The following is a 21,958-nucleotide window of genomic DNA, read 5'->3' on the forward strand; positions in this document are numbered from 1 at the left end:
CACCAAGCCCGATGCGGGCGGTAAAGACAAAGACCGGCAGCAACCACCACGCACAGGCAGCTGACGTGACCGGCAGCGCCCGATTAGAGGCCCGCGCTTGGTTGCCCGCGCCTTGATGTCGATCAAGCACGGGCAACCAAGCGCTGAAGCCTGCTTCGGCGGTCATTGGGCACCAGGCGAAATCCCATGGCGCGGGTGGCAAGGCTGGCTGCTCGGCTTCGAAGCGCACCGCGCTCTTGCAATCGAACACCGTCATGGCTTGCCAGGCCAGGACCACGCCCTGGGCCTGGCTGGTGTCGCTGTTGACCCAACACGCAGCGGCCGCCGCCATGAATGCTTCGATGGGTTCATCGTCGATTTGCGTGCGATACGGCGAGCCGAGCAGCCAGCGACACACATTCAGGTGGTAGGTCCAATCCTGTGCGGGCTGGTTGCGATAGGCCCAGGTCATAAAGCTGCGGAACAGGTTCAAGCCCTCGGGCGGGTCAAGCTTGAGCAGCGCCGGGCAGATGTCGAACAGGGTGTGCCAGTAGGGCAACAGGCGTGCATCCAGGTGTACGAAACAGCGGGAGTTGCTCGGGTATTCAGCTCGCGTCGGTTCCGCACGCAGGCGACGGGACGCCTTGCTGACCAGGCGACTGGCGCCTGCAGGCAATTGATGGTTCATGAAACGCACTCACAGTCGTGACGATCAAACGCCTCCTGGTCACAGGAAGCCCAAGGCACACGTCAGAATGCGGGGGAAGCGCGGGGGTTGGCCGAGGGCCAGGCATGGCGCGGCGGCGCCTTGTTGCGCGTTCGTGGGCCGGGCGCGGAGGTTGCCCGAGCCCCAGCAGCCAGGCCAGACCGATCAGGAACACCAGGGCGACGGTCAAAGCGGCGCACACCGGGCAGGCAAAGTAGTTCGAGATGTTGCTGGAAGACGGACTGCCCAACCCTTTGTCGGAAAGTGGCGCCTGCTTGCCGTCCACCGAACAGAACGCGCCGCCGATCCCGTTGAGCTGCTGGCCCATCATCTGGCCATGGCCCAAACCGCACACGAACAGGTTCATCAGCACGCAGAAGTACAGGGTCCAGACGATCAGTGAACGGTCAGGGTGGCTCGATTTCATGGCGGCGACTCTACCACCGAAGCCGCAAAGGGATGAAATACCGCGGCCCCTGTGGCAGAACGTCGCAGATTACGTGCCATCGCCAGGGTTGGTAGACTTGGCGCCCTCCTCGTTTACTCCTTTTCAAAGCCTGATGTGTAGATCCAGAGCAATGCAGGCGTTTCACAGGATGCACCGTTGATGAGTACGTTATTCACCCGCCGCAAGGTCCTGACCGGCATGGGCCTGTTGGGTCTGGGCCTGCTGACCGGTTGTGACAACAGCCCCAGGTTGAACTTCAAGTACGGCAAGGACTTGAGCGACAAGATCATGGGCCGCACCTTCAAGCTCAAGAACACCGAGGGCGACACTGTCACCCTCAGTTCCTACCGTGGCCTGATGCCGGTGGTGTTCTTCGGCTTTACCCAATGCCCGGCCGTGTGCCCGACCACCCTCGCCCGTGCCGCCCAGGCCAAGAAGCTGATGGGTCGCGACGGCGAGATCATGCAGGTGATCTTTATCACCCTCGACCCGGAGCGGGACACGCCGGAGATTCTCGACAAGTACGTCAAGGCCTTCGACCCGAGCTTCGAAGCGCTGTACGGCACCCCGGAAGAAATCGCCGTGGCCGCCAAGGAATTCGGGATCTTTTATGAAAAGATCCCCGCCGGCGACACCTACACCCTGTCCCACACGGCTACCAGCTTTGTCTTCGACACGCGCGGCAACCTGCGCCTGGGCCTGCAGGCGTCCCTTACCGCAAAAGAGTGCGCAGAAGACCTGCTCACCGTCATGGAGGTCTGCTAATGACTGCCGTTCAACACCTCAAGCACTTCACCTTCGGCCTCGCCCTGCTGGGTTGCGCCGCCCACGCCAGCGCCCAGGTGCAAGTAACCGACGCCTGGGTGCGTGCCTCGGTGCCGGGCCAGCCGTCCAGCGGCGCGTTCATGACCGTCACGGCCGACACCGACAGCAAGTTGCTGCGGGTAGCCTCGCCGGTGGCCAAGGACGTACAGATCCATGAAATGAGCATGAAGGACGACGTCATGCGCATGGGCCCGGTGGACGCAGTGGCCCTGCCCGCAGGCGTGGCCGTCAAGCTCGATCCGAACGGCTACCACGTGATGCTGATGGGCCTGACCGGGCAGATCAAGGAAGGCGACCAGGTGCCGCTGACCCTGACGGTGCAGGACGCCAAGGGCGAGAAGCACAGCGTTGAGGTCGAGGCCAAGGCCCGTGGGCTGGATGGCATGGACCATAGCAAGATGCACTGATGCACTAAATTTGTGTGGTTGTTCCTGTGCCTGTGGTGAGGGAGCTTGCAACAACAAGCCCGCTCTCCACTAAGGTCAGCCCTTCAATCCACAATAAACAGCTGCGCCCCGACGCTCGTCGATGAGCGATGCGCTTGCATGTCATTGCCCACCTGGTAACTCATCCCGCCGTTAGCGTGAACTGACGGCCGTCTTCCAACTCCGTATGCAACTCGCCTTCCAGGCACAACAGCACGTGCCCGCGCTTGCACCAGTGATCGGCAAGATAGCCGGGGGTGTATTGCACCATGCGCACGCGGGTGGTGCCGAAATGGCAGGTGCGCCACAGGGCATTGCCGGTAACGCCGGGGTAGACAACGGGTTCGAGCGTAGCCCAGTCGGTGGTGCCAAAAGGGACAGCGGTAAGGTCCATGGGAAGCACGTTCGTGAGTGGTCGTGGTACGAGGCTATCGGCCTGCGGAAGTGGGCGATAGACACAGATCCCATGGTTTTGTGGGATACAGGTGACGGCGCTTGTTATCCTGCCAGCCTTGTCTCCATGGATGCGCGCTGATGCAGATCGACCCTGCTTACCTCCTGCTTGAAACCGAGCACTGGCGGCTCAACCATCACCTGGCTTCCAAACTGCCGGGGTACCTGATGCTGGGCGCCAAAGCGCCTATCCACTCCCTGGCGGACATGCCGCAAGCCGCACTGGCCGAACTCGGCGGGCTGCTGGCCAAGACCCAGCGAGTCATGGAAGCGCAACTCAAACCCAAGTGGTTGTACATCAGCCGTTATGGGCATATGCCAGGGTTCCCGCTGCATTTTCATTTCATCCCGGTGTATGACTGGGTGGAAGATGCGTTCTGGCGGGATGAGCGATATCGAGTGCTGCAAGACTTCGCCGCGCCTGGCGTTGCGCAGACACAGACTGACGGCGCCGAGCTGACGCTGTTTGTGTGGCGCGAATTTGGAGAGAGCCAGAGGCCTCCGGCGGTTCAGGGGGATTCGGTCGAGCAGGTTATCAAGCTGTTGCGCACTGAGTTCGCCGCTCGATAACGACACTTGGCTTGATGCATCAATGCGTGGTTACAAGTCTTTCTGGCAACTCTCCGATGTCTGGATACAGTTCAGAAAAGACCTTTGGATGTGGCCCGTATGAAACGCAAGGTTCGAATCCTGATTCTGTGTAAGACCTACCCTTCTCCCAGTGCCAAATACGCCGAGACTTCCTGTGTTGCCGGTATTGACGAGGCGGGCAATCTGATACGGCTTTACCCGGTCCCGTTCCGTTTGGTCAACGGGGACCAGCAATTCGCAAAGTGGCAATGGATTGATGCGCTGATTGAGAAAAACCCAGGCGATCACAGGCCAGAAAGCCACAAAATTGCCGTAGACAGCATCTGCGCGGGAAACGTATTGCCCTCTGGTGACTGGCTCGAACGGCGCGTATGGCTGGATAAATTGCCGGTGTATGAAAGCTTTGAAGCACTGGAAATAGCCAGAATTGATAGCAACGTGACGCTTGGTCTGATCAAGCCCCTACGCATCCGCACATTACGCATTCAAAAGTCAGCATCGGAAACATGGACGCCTGAAGAAATTGAAAAACTGGAAGCCATGCAGCGCCAACCCAGCCTGTTTGAAGACCAGGAGCGCGCCAGCATCAAGCGGTTGGAAAAGGTGCCTTTTGACTTTCATTACATCTACGAATGCCTGGTGGACGGCGAAGTTAAGTCCTACACCCATAAAATCGTGGACTGGGAGGCCAGCCAGCTCTATCGAAATGTACGCCGCAAGCACGGCGCGCTCGGATGGGAATACCCGTTCAGGCACAAATTGGAGACCGAACTACCCACGAAGGATTTGATGCTCTTGATGGGAACCCTCCACCGATTCCCAGGGCAATGGCTGATTGTCAGCCTGATTTATCCGCCTAAGCGACAGAAAGAAGACGGTCAACAAATCGCTCTGTTTTGATCGGCAAATGCTGGGTTTGCAGCGAGCTGTGCAGCGCTTGGGCCGATTCCGCGATCAGGCTGCGATGGCAAAAATTGGCGTCTGCTTCATAACAGACCATGCAGATGCGCTGTTCAGCCGCGCTGGACACCAGCTCCTTCAGCACACTGTCCTGTGTGCGGATGTAAGCTCGGAAGCCGCGAGCGTACGCAACCCAATCCCCGTCTTCCTTGTACTGCTTGCGTATGGGTTTCGGGCAGCCCAACGGCCGACTGTGTTCATAGGCGATGCCTTCAACAGCGAGGCACTGGGCAAAGGCTTTTTTGGAGAAGCCCTTCTTACGCGAGAGTGGGTACTCACGCACATCGAGTACCTTGTCGATGCCGGCCTGCTTCAGGCGGGCGATAAACGCATCGATGGTGAGGCCCTCATAGCCTGCGGTATAGAGGTTCATGCGAATTCTCCTCGAGCCTCCCGGCGCGATCAAAACGTAAAAAAGCGCCGGGACTATACCATCGGCAACTATTGGTCAGGCCCCGAGGGTGACGGGCGGAGCGGGTAGATCCGCTTCTTCATCGGGATACACGCCAACGCCAGCCCCGACGGCGAATGGTAGATTGCCTGCTGCTCGCCCACATACCCGCACGCCCGATAGAAACTCGCCGCATTCAACGTGGCATCCAGCACCACTTCGCCTAACGCCAGTTCTCGCGCCAGCGCCTCAAGATGATCCAGCAATGCCTTGCCGTACCCTCGCCCAGTGAACTGGGGCAGTACAAACAGTGCGCCGACTTCATTGTTGTCGAGGTCGAGCATGCCGGTGGCGACCGGTTTATCGTCTACCCAGCCAAGGTAAAACGGTTTGTCCATTAACCTGTTGTAACCATCGTCGGCACTGCCGCGGGTCCAGAGCGCCATTTGTTCTGCCGTGTAGGCGCCGATGCATTGGCTGCGGATGGCTTCGCGGCGGATGTCGAAAGCGGCGTTGGCGTCTTCGCGGGTGGCGCGTTTTATTTCCAGCATTGGGTCCTTCCTTCATGCGGGTTGGTGACCTCACGGCCTGGTCGGTGCCTTGGGGCAACGCGTGGGATTTTATACTAACGCGATCCCGAGGCTGGATGCTGGGGCACGCCCACTCGCCACAAGAGGCCGTGTCACTCGGGGAGTTTGTATCTATCATGTGGCCTTTCACCCAATACCCAGGAACCCGCATGCCCGCCCTCACCTTCCGCAACGCCCTGCCCGCCGACGCCGCACGTTGCTATGAAATCGAAATCACTGCCTACGAAGGCGACGAAGCCGCGACCCTGGAGAAGATCGCCACGCGCATAGCGCAGTACCCACAAGGCTTTTTGATCCTTGAAGCCGATGGCGACGTGGTGGGGTTTATCAACAGTGGCTGTGCCCATGACGTGGTGATGTCGGACGAGGCATTCAAGGAATTGGTGGGGCATGCGCCCGAGGCGCCGAATGTGGTGATCATGTCGGTGGTGGTCGATCCGGCACATCAGGGCAACGGCTATTCCACGGTATTGATGAGCGAGTTTGTGCGGCGCATGAAGACGCTGGACAAGCAGACGATTCACCTGATGTGCAAGCAACAGCATGTAGCGTTGTACGAGCGCATGGGCTACACCTACGTTCGGCCTTCGCCCTCGGATCATGGCGGGATGGCGTGGCATGAGATGGTGATGTCGCTCTGACAAATCGAGGTTTTGAGATGACCGCAGCGCTTATTGAAACCAGTGACCAGCCCCACCCCGATGCCGAGCGTCTGCTCGGCAGCGGCCTCGCGGCATTCAACGAAGGCATCACCGGCTATAACGACCGCCGGCCGCTCACTGTGCTGATCAAAGACGCCGAAACCCGGCAGATCCTCGGGGGCATCACCGGCAAAACCACCTTGGGCACGGCCTTCCTCGATCTGTTTCACTTGCCCGATTCGCTGCGCGGCACGGGCCTGGGCAGCCAGTTACTGCGAGCCTTCGAAGACGAAGCCCGGCGCCGGGGTTGCCTGAACGCCGTGCTGTACACCATCAGCTTTCAGGCACCAGGCTTTTACGAGAAAAATGGGTGGGTGCGGTTTGGCGAAATACCCTGCGCGCCGCAAGGCAGCAGCCGCATCTTTCTGACTAAGCAACTGTAGTTTCCACGAATGGGGAGTCCCCCGCCTGTGGCGAGAGCACTCGCTCTTACCAGCTACCCGACGCCCCGCCGCCGCCACTGGACCCACCGCCGCCCGACGAACTGCTGCCGGAGCTGGAGCTGGAGCTGGAGCGGCTGGAGCTTGAACCTGAACCACCACCCGAGCCGCCTCCGGAGATACTCTGCACAAACAGCAGAAACGCCGCGAAGGACGCCACCGGTATCGCGATGATCCAGCCCTGGTAACCGTGCCCAAGCAGCAAGCCTGCCGCGACATAGAGCGTGGCCACCGCCAGCGCCCGCACGAAGAAGAAACGCGGACGGGTTTTCCACGACTCCTTGATGACAAAAAACAACCCCACGTAGAGGCCCAGGATCAACGCCCCACCGAACGGCCACACCAGCCAGTGGACAAAGCTGACCTCTACAAACCGGTCCGCCACCACAACCCCCACCACATAGGCCAGCACGGCCATCACGCAGTAGAACGCCGTGCGCGCCAGCCATAACGCGCCGAAGGTGGCGCCGCCGATCAACATCGTCAGCGGCAATACGAACAGGAACATCGGCCATTCGCGGCCGCCGCTGAAAGTCGTCAACAGTGCGGTGACCGCCAGCACGGCGATCAATGCTCGGCGCCAACCCAGTTTGCCGGCGGCGACCAGCACACCGCCAACGGCGCCGAAGATAAACGCCAGCAACACCGCCATCGCCTGGGGATTGACGCCAGGCCCTGCCACGGCGGGCAGCTCGCCGCCGTCCACCAGCACGACCAAATCATTCACCCCCTGGCTGATACCTGCCGCGTAATCGCCCTGACGAAACGCAGGCGTGATGTGCTCCTCGATGATGCGGTGGGCCAACAGGTCGGTGACGGTGCCTTCCAGGCCATAGCCCACTTCGATGCGCACCTTGCGATCATCCTTGGCCACCAGCAACAGGATGCCGTCGTTGACGTCTTTGCGCCCCAGCTTCCAGGCGCGGAACAGTTGGTTGGCGTAATCCTCGATGCTTGCCGCGCCAATGGAGGGCACCAGCAGCACGGCCACCTGGGCGCCCTTGCGCTGTTCGAGGGCGGCAAGCTGTTCTTTCAGACGAGTGGTGGTGCTGGCGTCGAGGGTGTTGGTGAGGTCGATGACCCGCTGGTCAAGGGCGACGCCGATGGGCGAAGTGTCAGCCTGGGCGGTGATTGCCAGGCTGGCGAGCACCAGTACCAGCAGAACCGAGAGAGAGTGCCGCAACCACCGCATCATGTTTGTTACCTGAAGTTTCTTCCTGAAGGCGCCGACTTTACCTTATCAGCGCTATAACACGTGACCCCACGGCGTTGACTATTTAAACTGCCGCACACATAGCAATACGCCATAACTTTGAGACCCTCATGGACCTACGCCACCGCAACAACGTCACTGTGATGGGCTGTGGGACTTCGACTCTGGTGTTTTCCCATGGGTTCGGGTGCAACCAGGCCATGTGGAACTACCTCGCGCCGCAATTCAAAGCGCGCTTTCGTGTGGTGATGTATGACTTGGTAGGCGCCGGGCTCTCCGACCTCAACGCCTTCGACAAGACCAAGTACAACTCGCTGGAAGGCTACGCCCACGATCTCAATGAAATCATCGACGCCTACGCCGAAGGCCCGGTGATTCTGGTGGGGCATTCGGTCAGCGCAATGATCGGCACCCTCGCCGATCGCCTGGTGCCGGGACGGATCGCCGCCCATGTGATGATCGGCCCCTCACCGCGCTATATCGATACCGATGACTACGTCGGCGGCTTCAAGCGCAGTGATATCGACGACCTGCTCGATACCCTCGACAGCAACTACCTCGGCTGGTCCAGCGCCATGGCCCCGGTGATCATGGGAACGCCAGGGCAACCTGCGCTGAGTGACGAGCTGACCGACAGTTTCTGCCGCACGAGCCGGACATCGCCAAGCAATTTGCGCGGGTGACCTTCACGTCCGACAACCGCCAGGACGTGATCGGCCTGACCACCCCGGTGTTGATCCTGCAATCGAGCGACGACCTGATCGCCCCGGTGGCCGTGGGCGAATACCTGCACAGCGTGTTGCCCAACAGTACCTATTGCCTGGTCGACAACGTCGGCCACTGCCCGCACATGAGCGCGCCGCAAGCCTGCGCCGCGGCCATGGACACGTTCCTCGCGCCGTGGGCGGTTGCCCGTGCCCACTGAGCTGTTCGACAGCGCCGCCTGCGCCCTGGCCGTCACCACGCAAGACGGCACGATCCTGCAGGCCAACGCGCGCTTCAGTGATTGGCTGGGGTTCAGCAACGCCGAGCTGTGCGGCCAACGCTTCCAGGACCTGCTGACCATCGGCGGGCGGATCTTCCACCAGACCCACCTGGCGCCGATGCTGCGCATGCACGGCAGCGTCACCGAAGTGAAACTGGACATGTTGCACCACGACGGCCACAAGGTGACCGTGCTGCTCAACGGCAACAAACGTGAACAGGCCGGCGCGGTAGTGCACGACCTGGCGCTGTTCGGCACCACCGACCGTGACAAGTACGAACGCGAGCTGCTCAACGCACGCAACCTGGCCGAAGCGCTGCTGCAGGAAAAGACCGCCACCGAACTGGCGCTGCAACGCGCCCAGGCTGAACTGAGCGAGGCCTACGCCATCGCCCAGCGCCGTGCGCTGTTTGCCGAACAGATGGTCGCGATTGTCAGCCATGACCTGAAAAACCCGCTCACGGCGATCCGCATGGCGTCGGACTTTCTCCACCGTGGCGAGCGCACCGCCAAGGAACGCCAGCTGCTCGGGCATATCGGCCAATCGTCCGAACGTGCCCAGCGCATGATTGCCGACCTGTTGGACTTCACCCAGGCCCGGGTCGGCCAGGGCATCAGCATCAAGGCGGCGCCACTGGACCTGCATGACGTGATTCATCGCACGGTGGACGAGCTGCGCGTGGCGTTCCCCAAGGCCACGCTGAAGCATCACGCCCAAGGCGCCGGCGACGCCTGCCTGGACGCCGACCGCGTGCATCAGATCATCGGCAACCTGGTGGCCAACAGCGTGGCCTATGGCGACCTGCAACGACCGATCACCATCACCTCGCAATTGGATAACGGCGCATGCGAAGTGGCCGTGCATAATTACGGCGCGGTCATTCCCGAGGCCTTGCTGGCGGTGCTGTTCGAGCCCATGACCCGTGGCACCGACCAGGGCAGCGACGTGCGCAGCGTGGGCCTGGGCCTGTATATCGTGCGCGAGTTGGCCAAGGTGCATGGCGGCGACGTGGCGGTGCGTTCCTGCGCCACCGACGGCACCACGTTTACGGTGAAGTTTCAGAACAGGTAGCCCTTCAAAACAGATAGACACTGCCCTGCATCACCGGCTCGACACTGCCGGTCAACACCACGCCGCCCTCGCCCGTCCAGTGCACGGTGACCGTGCCGCCATCGCACTGCACCTGCACCGTGGCATCCAGCAAGCCACGCCGGATGCCATTGCACCGCTGCGCAACAGCACGAACCAGACCCCAGCGGCACGCCACCGCCACGCTCCCAGATGCGCAGGCGGATATGCCCACGGTCGAGCACCTGCACAAAATGCACATTGGTCCCGGCCGGGAACAGCGGATGAATTTCCAGGGCCGGGCCCACTGCGGCCACTTCAACGGCGTTGATGTCGTCGACAAAAAACGTGCAATGGGGATTGCCCATGCTGCACGCTGCCGGGCGCCCCTCGATCGGCAAGGTACACGTGTCCATGGCCTCGGCCAGCGGTACAGAGGCCCAGTCCAGCGACGGCTCGCCCATGTTCACCGACACCCGTCGCCCCGCCTCCCGCACGCAGGTCAGCAGGCCACGGTCCGTGCGCAGCACCACCGAATCGCTGCCGGTTTCATGCATCAAACGGTCGGCCACGCCGCGGGTGGCGCTGCCGCAGGTTTGCAGCGGTGTGCCGTTGGGGTTCCAGAACTTGATACGCGCCACGGCGTCTTCGCAATCAAGCACCACGGCCAGTTGATTGAAGCCAATGCCGGTGTGGCGATTGCCCAGGCGCCGGGCGACCTGCGCGGTGATCGGGTCATCCAGGCCACGGCGGTCGACGATGATGAAGTCGTCGCCATGGGCGTGCATTTTTACGAACTGCAAGGGCATGGAGTGTCCTGGGGTCGACCTGTGGGGGAACTGGAGGATACCCTGAACCCGCCCCACTGACCTATCGAAGGACCGAACCATGCTTATCGTCTTCAGCGGCTTGCCCGGCACCGGCAAAACCACGATTGCCCGTGAACTGGCAGGCCGGATCGCTGCGGTTTACCTGCGCATCGATGTAATCGAGCAAACCCTTCGCGATGCGGGCATGGCGCCGGGCGCCTGCGGCTACGGCGTGGCGAATGCCCTGGCGCTGAGCAACCTGCAATTGGGGCGCACGGTGGTCGCCGACTGCGTGAACCCGGTGCAGGAAAGCCGCGTAGCGTGGCAAGAAACTGCCGCAAAAGCGGGTGTGGCGTTGGTCGATATCCAGCTTGTCTGCTCGGATACGCGTGAACACCAACGCCGCGTCGACAGCCGTGAGGGCGATATTCCTGGGCTGAGGCCACCGAGCTGGCAATCGGTATCGACTCACGAATACGAGCCTTGGGATGAAGTACCCTTGACGCTCGACACCGCCAGGATCAGTGCGACGCAGGCTGTTGAAGCGCTCCTCACCCACCTGCGGCGTTGATGACTGCGCCACAAAAACCATCCAGTTGTTGATAACCATTATCAACCACAGCTAAACTCCGCGCCCTCCCACTTCCCAGTCTGTGCCACGCGGCACGGTCGCGCGCAGGCAGCTGACTCTCTTGGCGGATGAAAAACTCCAGCTTTACCTGACCCACCGGGCCGCGCTGCTGGACTATGCTGCGCCCATCGTGGGCTGCCGCGCCCGCGCCGAGGACGTGGTGCAGGAAGCCTGGTTGCGTTTCAGCGGCCAGGATGAACACACCGATATCCGCCACCCGGCCAGCTACCTGTACCGCATCGTGCGCAACCTCGCCCTGGACCTGACGCGCCGCACCGCCACCGAACGGGTGCAGCCCGGTGGCGACGAACTGCTCAACGAGTTGCCCTCCAGCAGCGCCTCTCCCGAACGTGAAGTAAGCAGCCAGAACGAACTGCAAGCCGTCTCCCGCGCGCTGGCCCAATTGCCGCAGCGCACCCGTCGTGCGTTTGAAATGCATCGCCTGGGCGGCTTGACCTTGCAGCAGGTCGCGGTAGAGCTGGGGGTGTCGACGGCGCTGGTACATCAGTTGGTTCACGACGCGTTGCGCCATTGCATGGACTGCCTGGGAGCGGACGATGACTGATCGCACCGAGACGTTTCTGAAAAAAACCGCGGCTGATGCGTCTTTTGCGGTGAAGGGTGAATCCATGGGATCCTGCCCGCCTTTTTTTGCCTGCGGAGATGCTCCATTCATGCCCACTGAGGATAGTGCCAACACCCGCCGCGACCAGGCCCTGGACTGGCTGATGCGCGTGCAACAGGCCCCGTTGGACGCGGACCTGCGTGGGCAAGTGGCCGATTGGTGCGCCGCCAGCGAGGCCAATGCCAAGGCCTATCGCAAGGCTGAACGTGTGTGGCAGTTGACGGGGCAAGTAGCGCCCGTTGAACACGTTCCACAACCCGCCCCCCCCTACGCAGCGCCCCGCCGCCCGCCCGCGCCGGATTCGACGCTGGGTCGCCGCCGCCATCGCGGCCTGTCTGGTAGTCGCGCTGGCACCAAACCTGCTGCTGCGCTGGCAAGCCGATTACCGTACCGGCGCCGTGAAACCCGAGACATCACCCTCAGTGACGGCAGCGTGGTGCAACTCGACAGCCAAACGGCGATTGCGGTAGATATCGCCGGCAATCACCGCGATGTGCGACTGCTGACCGGCCAGGCGTTTTTCAAGGTAATGCCGGACAAGCGCAAACCCTTTCATGTATTGACCAAGACATTGCGCGTGACCGTGACCGGCACTGCGTTCAACGTCGATGCCTCACCGGATGAGCCGAGCGTCGCCGTGGAACAAGGCTCGGTCAATGTCGACGATGCACAAGCCCGCCGCCCGCTCGCCAGCCTGGTGCCGGGGCAGCGCCTCACCTTGCGCGCCGGGCGTGCCGAACTCGGCGGTTTTGCTCCCAGCCAGGCCGCGTCCTGGCGTCAGGGCCAGTTGATTGCCGATGACCTGCCGATCAGCGAGGTGCTGGAGCAACTGCGCCGCTACACCCCGGCTATCATTGTACTGCGCGATAAGCAACTGGGTGCGCAGCGGGTCACTGGCGTCTACGACCTGCGCAAACCCCAGGCGGCGCTTCAGGCCGTGCTGCAACCCTACGGCGCAAAAGTCAGCGCCTACAGCCCGTGGCTGCTGGTGTTGAGCAAGTAATTTTCCGTGTTTTAAAAATATTTCAGTTTTTTTCTGAAAATCCCCCGCGCTGTCCCGTCTTCTGTCCCGCGCGCAGCAATTGAGATTTATTCGTATTCATTGACTGGCCGGTTTTTATGCCGGCGCGGGGATCTTTGCATGACACACACCCTTCACCCGTTCGGTACGCCGGGCACGTGGCCGCTGCGCCTGAAGAAAGGGGCCGCCGCCGGCCTGCTCGGGCTGTGCTGCGCGTTTGGTCCGCTGCCGCTGGCCCTGGCGCAACCCGATACGCCCGCCTCGACCCACGGCTTCAACATCCCGCCACAGGCCCTGGCCGGCGCGTTGATTGCCTTCGGCCAACAGAGCGGCAAGCAAGTGAGCGTCGATCCGCAACTGCTCAAGGGTGTGAGTTCCCCCGGTGTGAACGGCGACATGAGCAACGACGCAGCCCTCGCGTACCTGCTGCAAGGCACCGGCATCGGCTGGGGCTATCAGGACGGTGCTCTGGTGTTTCACCGCTTGCCCAGTGCCGATGCTGGCGGCCCGACGATGTTGGACAGTACGGTCGTGCTGGGTTTCACCGAAGAAAACTCGTTCCAGGGCGCCACGGTGATCGATCAAAAGGCGATCCAGGCCTTCCCCGGCGCCAACGGCGACATCACCACCTTGCTGCAAATGCACCCCAGCGTGCAGTTCAGCGGGGCCCAGCAAAATTCCAATGCGCCAGGTGAAATCGACCCCGCGGACATCAGCATCAACGGCGCCAAGTTCTACCAGAATAACTTCATGATCGATGGCATCTCGATCAATAACGACCTCGACCCCGGCGCACACGGCTATGGCGAAACCCGCCAGTTCGATGCTTCGCCCAGTCGCTCCCATGGCATTGCCCTGGACGCCGACCTGTTGCAGGAAGTGAAGGTCTACGACAGCAACGTGCCTGCTGAGTACGGTGGATTCAACGGCGGCGTGGTCGATGCGATCACCCGTCGCCCCAGCCAGGACCTGCACGGCAAACTGTCCTATTCCATGAGCCGTTCGGCGTGGACGAGTTACCACACCACCGAAAAGGACCAGGCCAATTTCGACAATGCGTCCAACGAGCAGTACCAGCCCGAGTTCGAAAAAACCACCGTGCGCGGCATGCTCGAAGGCCACCTCACCGACGACTTCGGCGCCATCGTGAGCTTCTCGCAAAAGCGCTCGGTGATCCCCCTCAACAAGTATGCAGACGGCTACAACAGCCCGAATGGCGACAATCGCGAAGACCAGACGCGGCAGCTGGACAACTACATGTTCAAGGCGTATTGGAACGTCAACGAGCGCTTGAGCCTGGACGGCTCGTTCATAAAGGCGCCACAGGAAAACACCTATTTTCGCGAGAACTACAAAAACTCCGGTTTCACCAATATCAACGGCGGCTGGCAAGGGGCGTTCAAGGCGGTGTGGGAAGGCGATTCAGCGCGCTGGTCGCACACCCTGGCCTTAACCGACCTCAACAGTTCCCGGGAGTCGGAGTCCAACGATGCCATCGCCTGGTATTACTCCAGCACCAAGAACTGGGGCCTGCCCACCACAGCGACCTCACGCAGCGGCGAAGGCGCCTACGGCAACCTCACGCAAACCCAGCGAGGCATCAACTACAAACTCAAGGCCGACTGGCAAGGGTTCCGCTGGGCAGGCGCCGAACATGCCGTGGTGACCGGCATGGAGCTGACCCGCAACCAGGCCACCTGGGAGCGTGAAACCGAAGCGACCTCGGTCAACATCACCCGACGCGACAACATAGCCACCTGCCTGAATGATGACCCGTTGTGCTCCATCGGCTTGCTGCGCAATGGCAACACCCGTCAATGGGCCAATGCACGCAACGTCTATGGCGCCGGCAAGCTGGACCTGACCGAAAACAAGTATGCATTTTTCATCCACGACAACCTGCAGATCGGCAAACTCGGCCTGCGCCCAGGCTTGCGTCTGGAGGGCGATGACTACATGCAGAAGCAGAACCTGGCACCGCGTTTTTCCGGTGACTACGACTTCTTCGGCGACCGCAGCACCGTGCTGGTGTTCGGCGCCAACCGCTACTACGGGCGCAACCTGTTCAAGTACCGCCTGGCCGAAGGTCGCCAAGGCTTCAATACCCGCTACACCCGCACCACTCAAGGCGGTGCATGGACGGCCACGCAGGTCGAGAACCTGAACAAGTTCTCCGACCTCAAGGTGCCCTACGACGATGAATGGACCCTTGGGCTTGACCAGGTGTGGCTCGACACCGATTTTCGTCTCAAATACGTACACCGCGACGGCAAGGACAAGATCGGCCGGGCCTCCTCCCGCGTGCTTGGGCTGGGCCCTGCCGCCGGTTTCGACAGCATCTATTACACCTACACCAACGACGCGTCGAGCGAGAGTGACAACGTCACGCTGAGTATTACCCCACGGCACGAATTCCAATGGCTGGGATCACGTACCAGCGTACAGGCGGCGTTTGACTGGTCGCGCACCAAGGACGCCTACGGCACCTATGAATCAGGCATCACCGCCGATCAATACGCCAATGAGGACGTGCTTTACGACGGTAAGCGCATGGCCTACAGCGAGTTGCCCGCCAGCGACTTCAACCGCCCCTGGACTGCCCGCCTGACGACCATCACCGAGATCCCGCAATGGAACCTCACCCTGAGTAACTTCCTGCGTTATCGCGGGGCCTACGAACAGATCATCGATAGCAGCGAAATCGTTACCGTCAATGGCGAGGACCTCGCCGTGTACGAGGCCGCCAAGGTCAAGGCGGCCCCCACCTGGGATATGCGTGTCAGCTGGGAAATCCCCACCGGCAAGGAACAAGCGCTGTTCGCCGCCGTGGACATCACCAACGTCACCGACCACGTCAACGAGATCGTCGGCAGTGGCAGCTCCACCGTCACCTATGAAGTCGGCCGCCAATACTGGCTCGAAGTCGGCTACCGCTTCTAACGCTGCCACCTGATAAGCCTGGAACCCCTGATGAATAAATTACTTGCAGGCCTGCTCGGCCCGCTGCTGCTGTGCGCCTGCGCATCGCCCGTCACCCAGGCACCGCTGCCGTGGGCGCCGCAGGTGGTGCGCGGCCAATTGGCCAACGGCCTGGAATACCGCCTGGTACAGGACAGCACTCAAACCGGCCGCCTCGACCTGCGCCTGACCGTGCGCGCAGGCTCGGTGGATGAAGACGACGACCAGGTGGGCGTGGCCCATATGCTCGAACACCTGACCTTCCGCAGCCGCGCCGGCCAAACCACCGACCTGCGTGCGCAGATGACCGCGCTGGGCTGGGTGCAGGGCCGCAACTTCAACGCCATGACCAGCTACGACCGCACCCAGTACCTGCTCAGCCCCATGGCAGGCACCACGCAAACCCCCGTGGCCCTTGAAAAGCTCGCGCAACTGGTGTTCGCGGGTGATTACAACGCGGCTGACCTTGAGCGCGAACGACCCATCGTGATCGAAGAATGGCGCGGCGGCCTGGGCGTGGCCCAGCGCATGAATGACCAGCGCGCAGCCACCCAACGGGTCGGGTCGCGTTACCCGCAACATCGCACCATTGGCAATGAAACGGCGATCCGCGAAGCCTCGCTGGGTGCCTTGCAGCGTTTTCAACAGCGCTGGTACGTGCCCAATAACATGGTGTTGTCGGTGGTCGGCGACTTCGAACCGCAGCAGTTGGCGCAGCAGATCCAGCAAGCCTTCGGCGCGCCCGCCGCCCAGGCATTGCCAGAGCGTGAACACCGCGAACTGCCCCTCGACAACCAGTTGAAAATCTTCCGCCTGCAAGACCCGCAGACCGGAAGCAACCAGGTGTCGCTGCTGTTTCGCCTGCATGAACCGGACAGCCGTGGCGTCACGGCCGAGGCCACCCGCGAGCGCTTGATCGACCGCATGGCGCTGTCGGCCCTGTTGACCCAATTGCGCCGCCAGCCTCTGCAAGCCGGCGTGCGCAGCCTGACCGCACAGAAAACCTTGATCGGCGAATACTCCAGCGTGCTGGGGGTCGCGGCGGCGGTTGACGGCGCTCATCATGATGAAGCCTTGAAGCAACTACTGACCGAGTTGGAGCGTTTACGCCAACACGGTTTCACTGCGCAGGACCTGGACCGGGAGAAGCGCAAAATCCGCCAATTGGCAGACGGCATGCTGGCCAAGGACGAGTCACGCACCTTCGAGCAATGGGTGACCTCGCTCAACGATGCCGCCGTGCAGAACCGCCCTGTCGTCGCGTCCCATCAGATTGCCCGGCGTACGCTCCAATCGCTGGACACCATCGACCTTGCGGCCCTGGATGCCCGCCTGCAACGTTGGCTCGACAGCCCCGACCAAGTGCTGCAATTCACTGCGCCAGGCAACCGCGTGGTGCGCCTGCCGACGGTGGACGATGTGCAGCAGCTGCGTGGGTCCATTGCCCACTCATCGCTGGTTGCGCCGCAGTCAGCCGCGCCGGTGGAACCGCCCATTGCCACCTTCACACCGCCATCGGCGGGCGCGCCGGGCGCGGTGATCGGCAAGCGCAGCTTTAGCGCTGAACAGGTCGAGCACTGGCAACTGAGTAACGGTGATCGGCTGGTCTGGCTACGCCGTAATGCCGAAGACGGCCAATGGCGCCTGCAAACCGAATCGGCCGCCGGTTACGAGCGCCGCGACGTACCCGCCTGGCGCCTGCAAATGGCTGCACAACTGGGCAACCAGAGCGGCGCGCCAGGCCTTGAGGCGTGGCGCAAACAGCACAAGGCAACCTTGAGCCTTGAACAAAGCGCCACACGCCTGCAACTGAGCGCCACGTCAAAAGCCTCGATGGGTGCGCTGGCCACGCTGCTGCAAAGCTATCGCCAGAGCCAGGTGGGCGCAGTGATCGATGACGAGCTGTTCAGTGCTGCCCGCGATGATTTGCTGACCCGCGTGAGCACCCGCCCGGATGCCATCGCCGCCGCCCGACGCGAACTGCGCTACGGCGCCGACACCTGGCAAGCGCCGGATCAACAGGCGTTGGAGGCGTTGCAAGCCAGCACCCTGACCGAGGACTGGCAGCAGCTCACCCAGGCCCCGGTCACCTACTACCTGATGGCGGACGTGGACCCTGCGCAACTGGCAAACGCCGTGGGCGAACACCTGGCCAATATCCCCCGTGGCGTTGCCCAACCCGGCCGCCCGGCCCTGCAAAAACCCGGTCAACGGCGCACCGACGTCGCCGTGGCCCTGGAGCCACGGGTGGTGCTCGAAGCCAGCAGCTTCAGCGAACAACCCTGGACGCCCGAAGCGGCGGCCCGTGTCGCCGCCCTGCGTGAGTTGGCCAACCAGCAGCTCAAGCAACGCCTGCGCGGTGAAGCGTCTGGCGTGTATCGCCTGCGCTTTGACAGCGAACTGAACCCCGACACCCAGCGTATCGAAAGCCAATTGAGCTTCACCTGCGACCCCCAACGCGCCGAAGAACTGTGGGCGCTTGCCCAGCAAACCCTGGCGCAACTGGGGCGTTCGGTGGATGCCAACTGGGTCGCCGGCGAACGCATGGAACTGCGCCGCCAGGAACACAAACGCCTGCTTGATCCCACCACCCAATGGCGCCGCCTGCTGCTCAGTGAACGCCAATGGCAAGACCCGCGCTACCTGAGCCGCCAGGCACGCTTGCCCGACGGCCTGCGCCTGGAGTTGCTCAAACCCTTGGCCAGCCAGATGTTCCCGCCTAATAACCAAGTGCTGCTGCGCGTGCTGCCCAAGGCGGATGCGCCGTGAAGAGCCTGCGTACGTTCTATCGCCTGGCCGCGCCGTTCTGGCGCCAGGGCTCGCAGTGGCTGGGCTGGCTGATGTTGGCCAGCATCATCGGCATGGGGCTGTTGATCGTGCAGATCAACGTGCTGATCAACGCCTGGAGCAAGAGTTTCTACGACACCCTCGGCGCCTTCGACACGCCTGCGCTGTACGCGCTGATGGGCCGCTATGTGATTTACCTGGGCGCCTACGTGCTGATCGTTGTCGCCCTGGACTGGGTGCGTAAAGCCCTGGTGCTGCGTTGGCGCCAGGCCATGACCGAGCAGTTCACCCACGCGTGGCTAGCCGACCAGGCCTTCTACCGCCTGGGCCTGAACGGCGAGCCGGACAACCCCGACCAGCGCATCAGCGAGGACGTGGATATCGTCGCCGACCTGAGCGTGGAGCTGGTGGCGTCGTTCATTATCAACATGGCCCAGGTCGGTGCGTTCATGAGCATTCTGTGGCAGTTGTCCGGGGTGCAGACCTTCAGCGTCGGCGAGTACAGCATCACGTTGTCGGGTTACCTGGTGTGGATTGTGGTGCTCTACACCCTGGCCGGCAGCCTGGTCACCCATTGGGTCGGTCGCCCGCTGCACCGCCTGAACGTCGACCGCCAGCACTATGAGGCCGACTTTCGCGCCAGCCTGTTGCGCAAGCGCGAGCATGCCGAACAGATCGCCCTGTACCGGGGCGAAGCGGTGGAGCGTGCGCACCTGGCCGAGCGGTTCCAGGCAATTGCGCACAACTGGCGTCAGTTGATGGGCCGCGAGCGCAACCTCAGCCTGTTTACCGTCAGCTATGAACGGGTCAGCCTGATCATTCCGGTGTTCGCCGCCCTGCCCGCGTTTCTCGCCAAGACCATCACGTTGGGCGGCCTGATGCAGATCCGCAGTGCGTTCGGCGCGGTGCAAGGTTCCCTCAGTTGGTTTATCAAGCTGTACCCGAAGCTGATGCGCTGGAGTTCGGCGGTGGAACGCCTGGGGCAGTTTGAACAGGCCATCGCCGCCAGCCGCTGCCAGGCCCAGGCGCCGGTGATTGGCGACTGCCTGTGTATCAGCGGCCTGGATGTACTGCGCCCGGACGCGAGCCTGCTGCTGGGTGATGTGTCGGTGCAAGTGGCCCAGGGCGAATGGCTGTTGATTGCCGGACGCAGCGGCATCGGCAAGTCCACATTGCTGCGCACCTTGCAGGGCATCTGGCCGTATTGCCGTGGCGGCTGGCAATTGCCGCCGGGACGCAGTTTGCTGCTACCGCAGAAGCCTTACCTGCCGAGCATGCCGCTGCGTCAGTTGCTGGCTTACCCGGCGGTTGAAGTGCCGACTGGCGTGCGCTTGGTTGCGGTGCTGCTGCAGGTGGGGTTGCCGGGGTTGGTGCAGCGTCTGGATGAACAGTGCGAATGGGCGCGGGAACTGTCCGGTGGCGAGCAGCAGCGCATCGGCCTGGCGCGGGCGCTGCTGTATGCGCCGGACACGCTGTACCTGGACGAAGCCACCAACCAGTTGGACGAATCCAGCGCCCACGCCCTGCTGGTGGTGCTGCGCGAACAACTGCCGGCGTGCACGGTGATCGGCATCAGCCATCAGGTGGCGTTGGCGCCGCTATTTGATCGCATCTGGTCCCCTGAAACGGCACAAAAACCTGTGGTGGTCACAGGTTTTGGAGCTGCTGCGCAGCCGGGCGCGGGCGGTGCGACGATTTGGCAAGCCCGCTCACCACAAAAAACAAACTAACCGGAGGGCTAGAGCACGCTTCCCATCGCCTTCATCAGCACCAGGTCCCGTGCATAAATGTCCGGCGCGTACACCAGCCCGCCCTGGCGGTCGACTTCGACCGTCCAGTAGCCGAGCAACACCGGCACCGGTGTGGCCAGCCTGAATTCATGGGTGATACCGGTGGCCAGCAGTTCATCGGTGCGCGCACGTTCGGCCGGGCTGACCAACAGGTCGCGCAGCAACAAGGGTTGTTCCACCCGCACGCAACCCGAGCTGAACGCACGCGGGCCTTTGGTGAACAGCGGCTGGCTCGGGGTGTCGTGCAGGTACACCGAGTACGGGTTGGGGAAGCGCATCACGATCTTGCCCAGCGGGTTGCGCGGGCCGGCTTCCTGGCGCAGCAGGATATTGCCGGGGCGCGCCCAGTCGATCTGCTCGGGCGCCAGCGGGTGGCCTTCGGCGTCGAGCACTTGCAGGTTTTGCTGGCGCAGGTATTCGGGGTTCAGGCGGATGGCCGGGAGTTTGTCCTCGCGCATGATGGTCGGCGGGATGGTCCAAGTGGGGTTGAGCGTCAGCCGGGTGATGCGTGATTTGAGCAACGGCGTCTGGCGCTCGGCGCGGCCTACTTGCAGGCGGGTTTGCCACACGGGAATGCCGCTCTGGTACACGCTCAGTTGCGCGGCGGCGACGTTGACCAGCACGCCCTCGGGCTCCAGGTCCTGGGCCAGCCAGCGGAAGCGTTCGAGGTTGATGCGCAGTTGCTCGCGGCGCATGGCCGGGCTGATATTGAGTTCCGCCACGGTGCCAGCGCCGATCACACCGTCCGATTGCAGGGAGTGGCTGACCTGGAAGGCTTTGACCGCCGCGACCAGTTCGGGGCGGTATTGCTTGCTGGCACCCGTGGGTTCAATCGGCAGGTAACCGCCGCTGTGGAGCCGACGCGCCAGTTCCGGAACACGCGGATCGTCCATGCCAGGACGCAACAGCGGGCCGCTGCCAACCGCATCCCAGTGGGGCAACGGCTGCTGGCGCACGGTGGAATAGGCATTGCGCAGGCTGCGGTACAAATCCGCGCTGGGACGGGCTTGATCGAACGCTTGCGCCATGTCGTGCAGGCCGGTGGCGGCAAAGGCCAGCACCTCGGTGTCGGGGTCGCGGGTGGGTGGCTGGGAATGCCACAGCGGTTCGAAGCGCGATTGCTGCAAGCGGCCGAAGTGCAGATCCTGCAGGGCTTGCAGGTAGTGCTGGCTGCTGTCGATATCGCTGCACAGCACGTTTTGCGTGGCGTGTGGCGCGGGCAGACTATAGTGGGTGGGGTCCAGGCCATCGTCGGCGAGCATCAGCAGCTGGGTCTGGAGTGCTTGGCGGCGCGTCTCGTCCGACCATAACGGGACATCGCCTTGTTGCTGATAGAAGGCTTGCAGGCGCGCCAGGGCTGGCGCGTCGATCTGCGGCGCGAGACCGGGGCAGACGCTGGACAGTTGCGCCAGGGCTTGTTGCACCGGGGCCAGGTCCACCGGCGCGGGGGTCGTGACCGGCAACGGTTCCACCGGCAGCGCGTCGGCCGTGGCGACCAATGGTGCAACGAGCAAGCAAATGCTCAAGTAACATGCGTGTTTTTTGAACAATGACTTGGCTC

The 21,958-nt window shown here is 62.5% G+C and carries 17 protein-coding genes and 5 pseudogenes; 14 read left to right on the forward strand and 8 right to left on the reverse strand.

Annotated features, from left to right (window positions below; translation table 11 throughout):
- Positions 1–127 precede the first annotated feature (127 nt).
- A pseudogene (locus IQK56_RS14155) lies at positions 128–667 on the reverse strand (putative natural product biosynthesis protein); the annotation flags it as partial.
- 62 nt (positions 668–729) lie between these two features.
- Positions 730–1,112 (reverse strand): annotated as a pseudogene (locus IQK56_RS14160) (DUF2946 domain-containing protein).
- A 180-nt stretch (positions 1,113–1,292) separates the two neighbouring features.
- Between IQK56_RS14160 and IQK56_RS14165 the strand changes: the two are divergent.
- Positions 1,293–1,898, forward strand: a complete 606-nt coding sequence (locus IQK56_RS14165; RefSeq protein WP_032889449.1) for an SCO family protein — start codon at positions 1,293–1,295, stop codon at positions 1,896–1,898.
- Complete coding sequence (locus tag IQK56_RS14170) at positions 1,898–2,365, forward strand: copper chaperone PCu(A)C (protein ID WP_150760750.1); 468 nt, start codon at positions 1,898–1,900, stop codon at positions 2,363–2,365. Before IQK56_RS14165 ends, IQK56_RS14170 begins: the two co-directional genes overlap by 1 nt.
- Positions 2,366–2,448: 83 nt before the next feature.
- Here the strand turns inward: IQK56_RS14170 and IQK56_RS14175 are convergent.
- A pseudogene (locus tag IQK56_RS14175) lies at positions 2,449–2,777 on the reverse strand (DHCW motif cupin fold protein).
- Positions 2,778–2,917: 140 nt separating this feature from the next.
- On the opposite strand from IQK56_RS14175, the gene IQK56_RS14180 reads away from it, so the two are divergent.
- Both IQK56_RS14180 and IQK56_RS14185 read left to right on the forward strand, forming a co-directional pair.
- The gene (locus tag IQK56_RS14180) at positions 2,918–3,406 is read left to right on the forward strand and encodes an HIT family protein (protein WP_193862101.1); all 489 of its coding nucleotides are present in this window, start codon (positions 2,918–2,920) and stop codon (positions 3,404–3,406) included.
- A gap of 99 nt (positions 3,407–3,505) precedes the next feature.
- Complete coding sequence (locus IQK56_RS14185; RefSeq protein WP_193862100.1) at positions 3,506–4,327, forward strand: hypothetical protein; 822 nt, start codon at positions 3,506–3,508, stop codon at positions 4,325–4,327.
- Here the strand turns inward: IQK56_RS14185 and IQK56_RS14190 are convergent.
- Positions 4,284–4,760 carry a DUF488 domain-containing protein gene (locus tag IQK56_RS14190; protein WP_193862099.1) on the reverse strand — a complete coding sequence of 159 codons (477 nt, stop codon included), beginning with the start codon at positions 4,758–4,760 and terminating at the stop codon, positions 4,284–4,286. The two genes, IQK56_RS14185 and IQK56_RS14190, sit on opposite strands and share 44 nt — an antisense overlap.
- A 68-nt stretch (positions 4,761–4,828) precedes the next feature.
- Entirely contained in the window at positions 4,829–5,329 is a 501-nt protein-coding gene (locus IQK56_RS14195) for a GNAT family N-acetyltransferase (protein ID WP_193862098.1), read from the reverse strand.
- A 188-nt stretch (positions 5,330–5,517) separates the two neighbouring features.
- Between IQK56_RS14195 and IQK56_RS14200 the strand changes: the two genes are divergently transcribed.
- Both IQK56_RS14200 and IQK56_RS14205 read left to right on the forward strand, forming a co-directional pair.
- The gene (locus IQK56_RS14200; protein WP_150677164.1) at positions 5,518–6,009 is read left to right on the forward strand and encodes a GNAT family N-acetyltransferase; all 492 of its coding nucleotides are present in this window, start codon (positions 5,518–5,520) and stop codon (positions 6,007–6,009) included.
- Between the two features lie 17 nt (positions 6,010–6,026).
- Positions 6,027–6,452, forward strand: coding sequence for a GNAT family N-acetyltransferase (locus IQK56_RS14205; RefSeq protein ID WP_122305152.1), 426 nt, complete (start codon positions 6,027–6,029; stop codon positions 6,450–6,452).
- 46 nt (positions 6,453–6,498) lie between these two features.
- Here the strand turns inward: IQK56_RS14205 and IQK56_RS14210 are convergent, their stop codons facing one another.
- On the reverse strand, positions 6,499–7,704 hold the full coding sequence (locus tag IQK56_RS14210) for a TPM domain-containing protein (RefSeq protein WP_193862097.1): 1,206 nt from the start codon (positions 7,702–7,704) through the stop codon (positions 6,499–6,501).
- Positions 7,705–7,832: 128 nt separating this feature from the next.
- Here IQK56_RS14210 and IQK56_RS14215 point away from each other — a divergent pair.
- Together IQK56_RS14215 and IQK56_RS14220 are read left to right on the forward strand one after the other, a co-directional pair.
- Positions 7,833–8,647: pseudogene (locus tag IQK56_RS14215) on the forward strand (alpha/beta fold hydrolase).
- Complete coding sequence (locus IQK56_RS14220) at positions 8,637–9,779, forward strand: ATP-binding protein (RefSeq protein ID WP_193862095.1); 1,143 nt, start codon at positions 8,637–8,639, stop codon at positions 9,777–9,779. The pseudogene IQK56_RS14215 and the gene IQK56_RS14220 overlap by 11 nt, the downstream one beginning before the upstream one ends.
- 4 nt (positions 9,780–9,783) lie before the next feature.
- Here the strand turns inward: IQK56_RS14220 and dapF are convergent.
- A pseudogene (gene dapF, locus IQK56_RS14225) lies at positions 9,784–10,585 on the reverse strand (diaminopimelate epimerase).
- A gap of 79 nt (positions 10,586–10,664) precedes the next feature.
- On the opposite strand from dapF, the gene IQK56_RS14230 reads away from it, so the two are divergent.
- The 6 genes from IQK56_RS14230 (at position 10,665) to IQK56_RS14255 (ending at position 20,337) form a co-directional block, all read left to right on the forward strand.
- Complete coding sequence (locus IQK56_RS14230; RefSeq protein ID WP_122305147.1) at positions 10,665–11,156, forward strand: P-loop nucleotide/nucleoside kinase family protein; 492 nt, start codon at positions 10,665–10,667, stop codon at positions 11,154–11,156.
- A gap of 121 nt (positions 11,157–11,277) precedes the next feature.
- The gene (locus IQK56_RS14235; protein WP_150760759.1) at positions 11,278–11,781 is read left to right on the forward strand and encodes a sigma-70 family RNA polymerase sigma factor; all 504 of its coding nucleotides are present in this window, start codon (positions 11,278–11,280) and stop codon (positions 11,779–11,781) included.
- Positions 11,782–11,890: 109 nt separating this feature from the next.
- Positions 11,891–12,844, forward strand: a complete 954-nt coding sequence (locus IQK56_RS14240) for a FecR family protein (protein ID WP_206691842.1) — start codon at positions 11,891–11,893, stop codon at positions 12,842–12,844.
- A 138-nt stretch (positions 12,845–12,982) separates the two neighbouring features.
- Positions 12,983–15,802, forward strand: coding sequence for a TonB-dependent receptor (locus IQK56_RS14245; protein WP_193862091.1), 2,820 nt, complete (start codon positions 12,983–12,985; stop codon positions 15,800–15,802).
- 30 nt (positions 15,803–15,832) lie between these two features.
- Positions 15,833–18,589 (forward strand): M16 family metallopeptidase, encoded by a 2,757-nt coding sequence (locus IQK56_RS14250; RefSeq protein WP_193862090.1) that lies wholly within the window; start codon positions 15,833–15,835, stop codon positions 18,587–18,589.
- Complete coding sequence (locus IQK56_RS14255) at positions 18,586–20,337, forward strand: ABC transporter ATP-binding protein/permease (RefSeq protein WP_150760762.1); 1,752 nt, start codon at positions 18,586–18,588, stop codon at positions 20,335–20,337. Before IQK56_RS14250 ends, IQK56_RS14255 begins: the two co-directional genes overlap by 4 nt.
- A gap of 8 nt (positions 20,338–20,345) precedes the next feature.
- On the opposite strand, the gene IQK56_RS14260 is transcribed toward IQK56_RS14255, so the two are convergent.
- Complete coding sequence (locus IQK56_RS14260; RefSeq protein WP_193862089.1) at positions 20,346–21,947, reverse strand: L,D-transpeptidase family protein; 1,602 nt, start codon at positions 21,945–21,947, stop codon at positions 20,346–20,348.
- Between the last annotated feature and the right edge of the window lie 11 nt (positions 21,948–21,958).

The organism is Pseudomonas cyclaminis, from assembly GCF_015163715.1.
Taxonomy (GTDB): Bacteria; Pseudomonadota; Gammaproteobacteria; order Pseudomonadales; family Pseudomonadaceae; genus Aquipseudomonas; species Aquipseudomonas cyclaminis.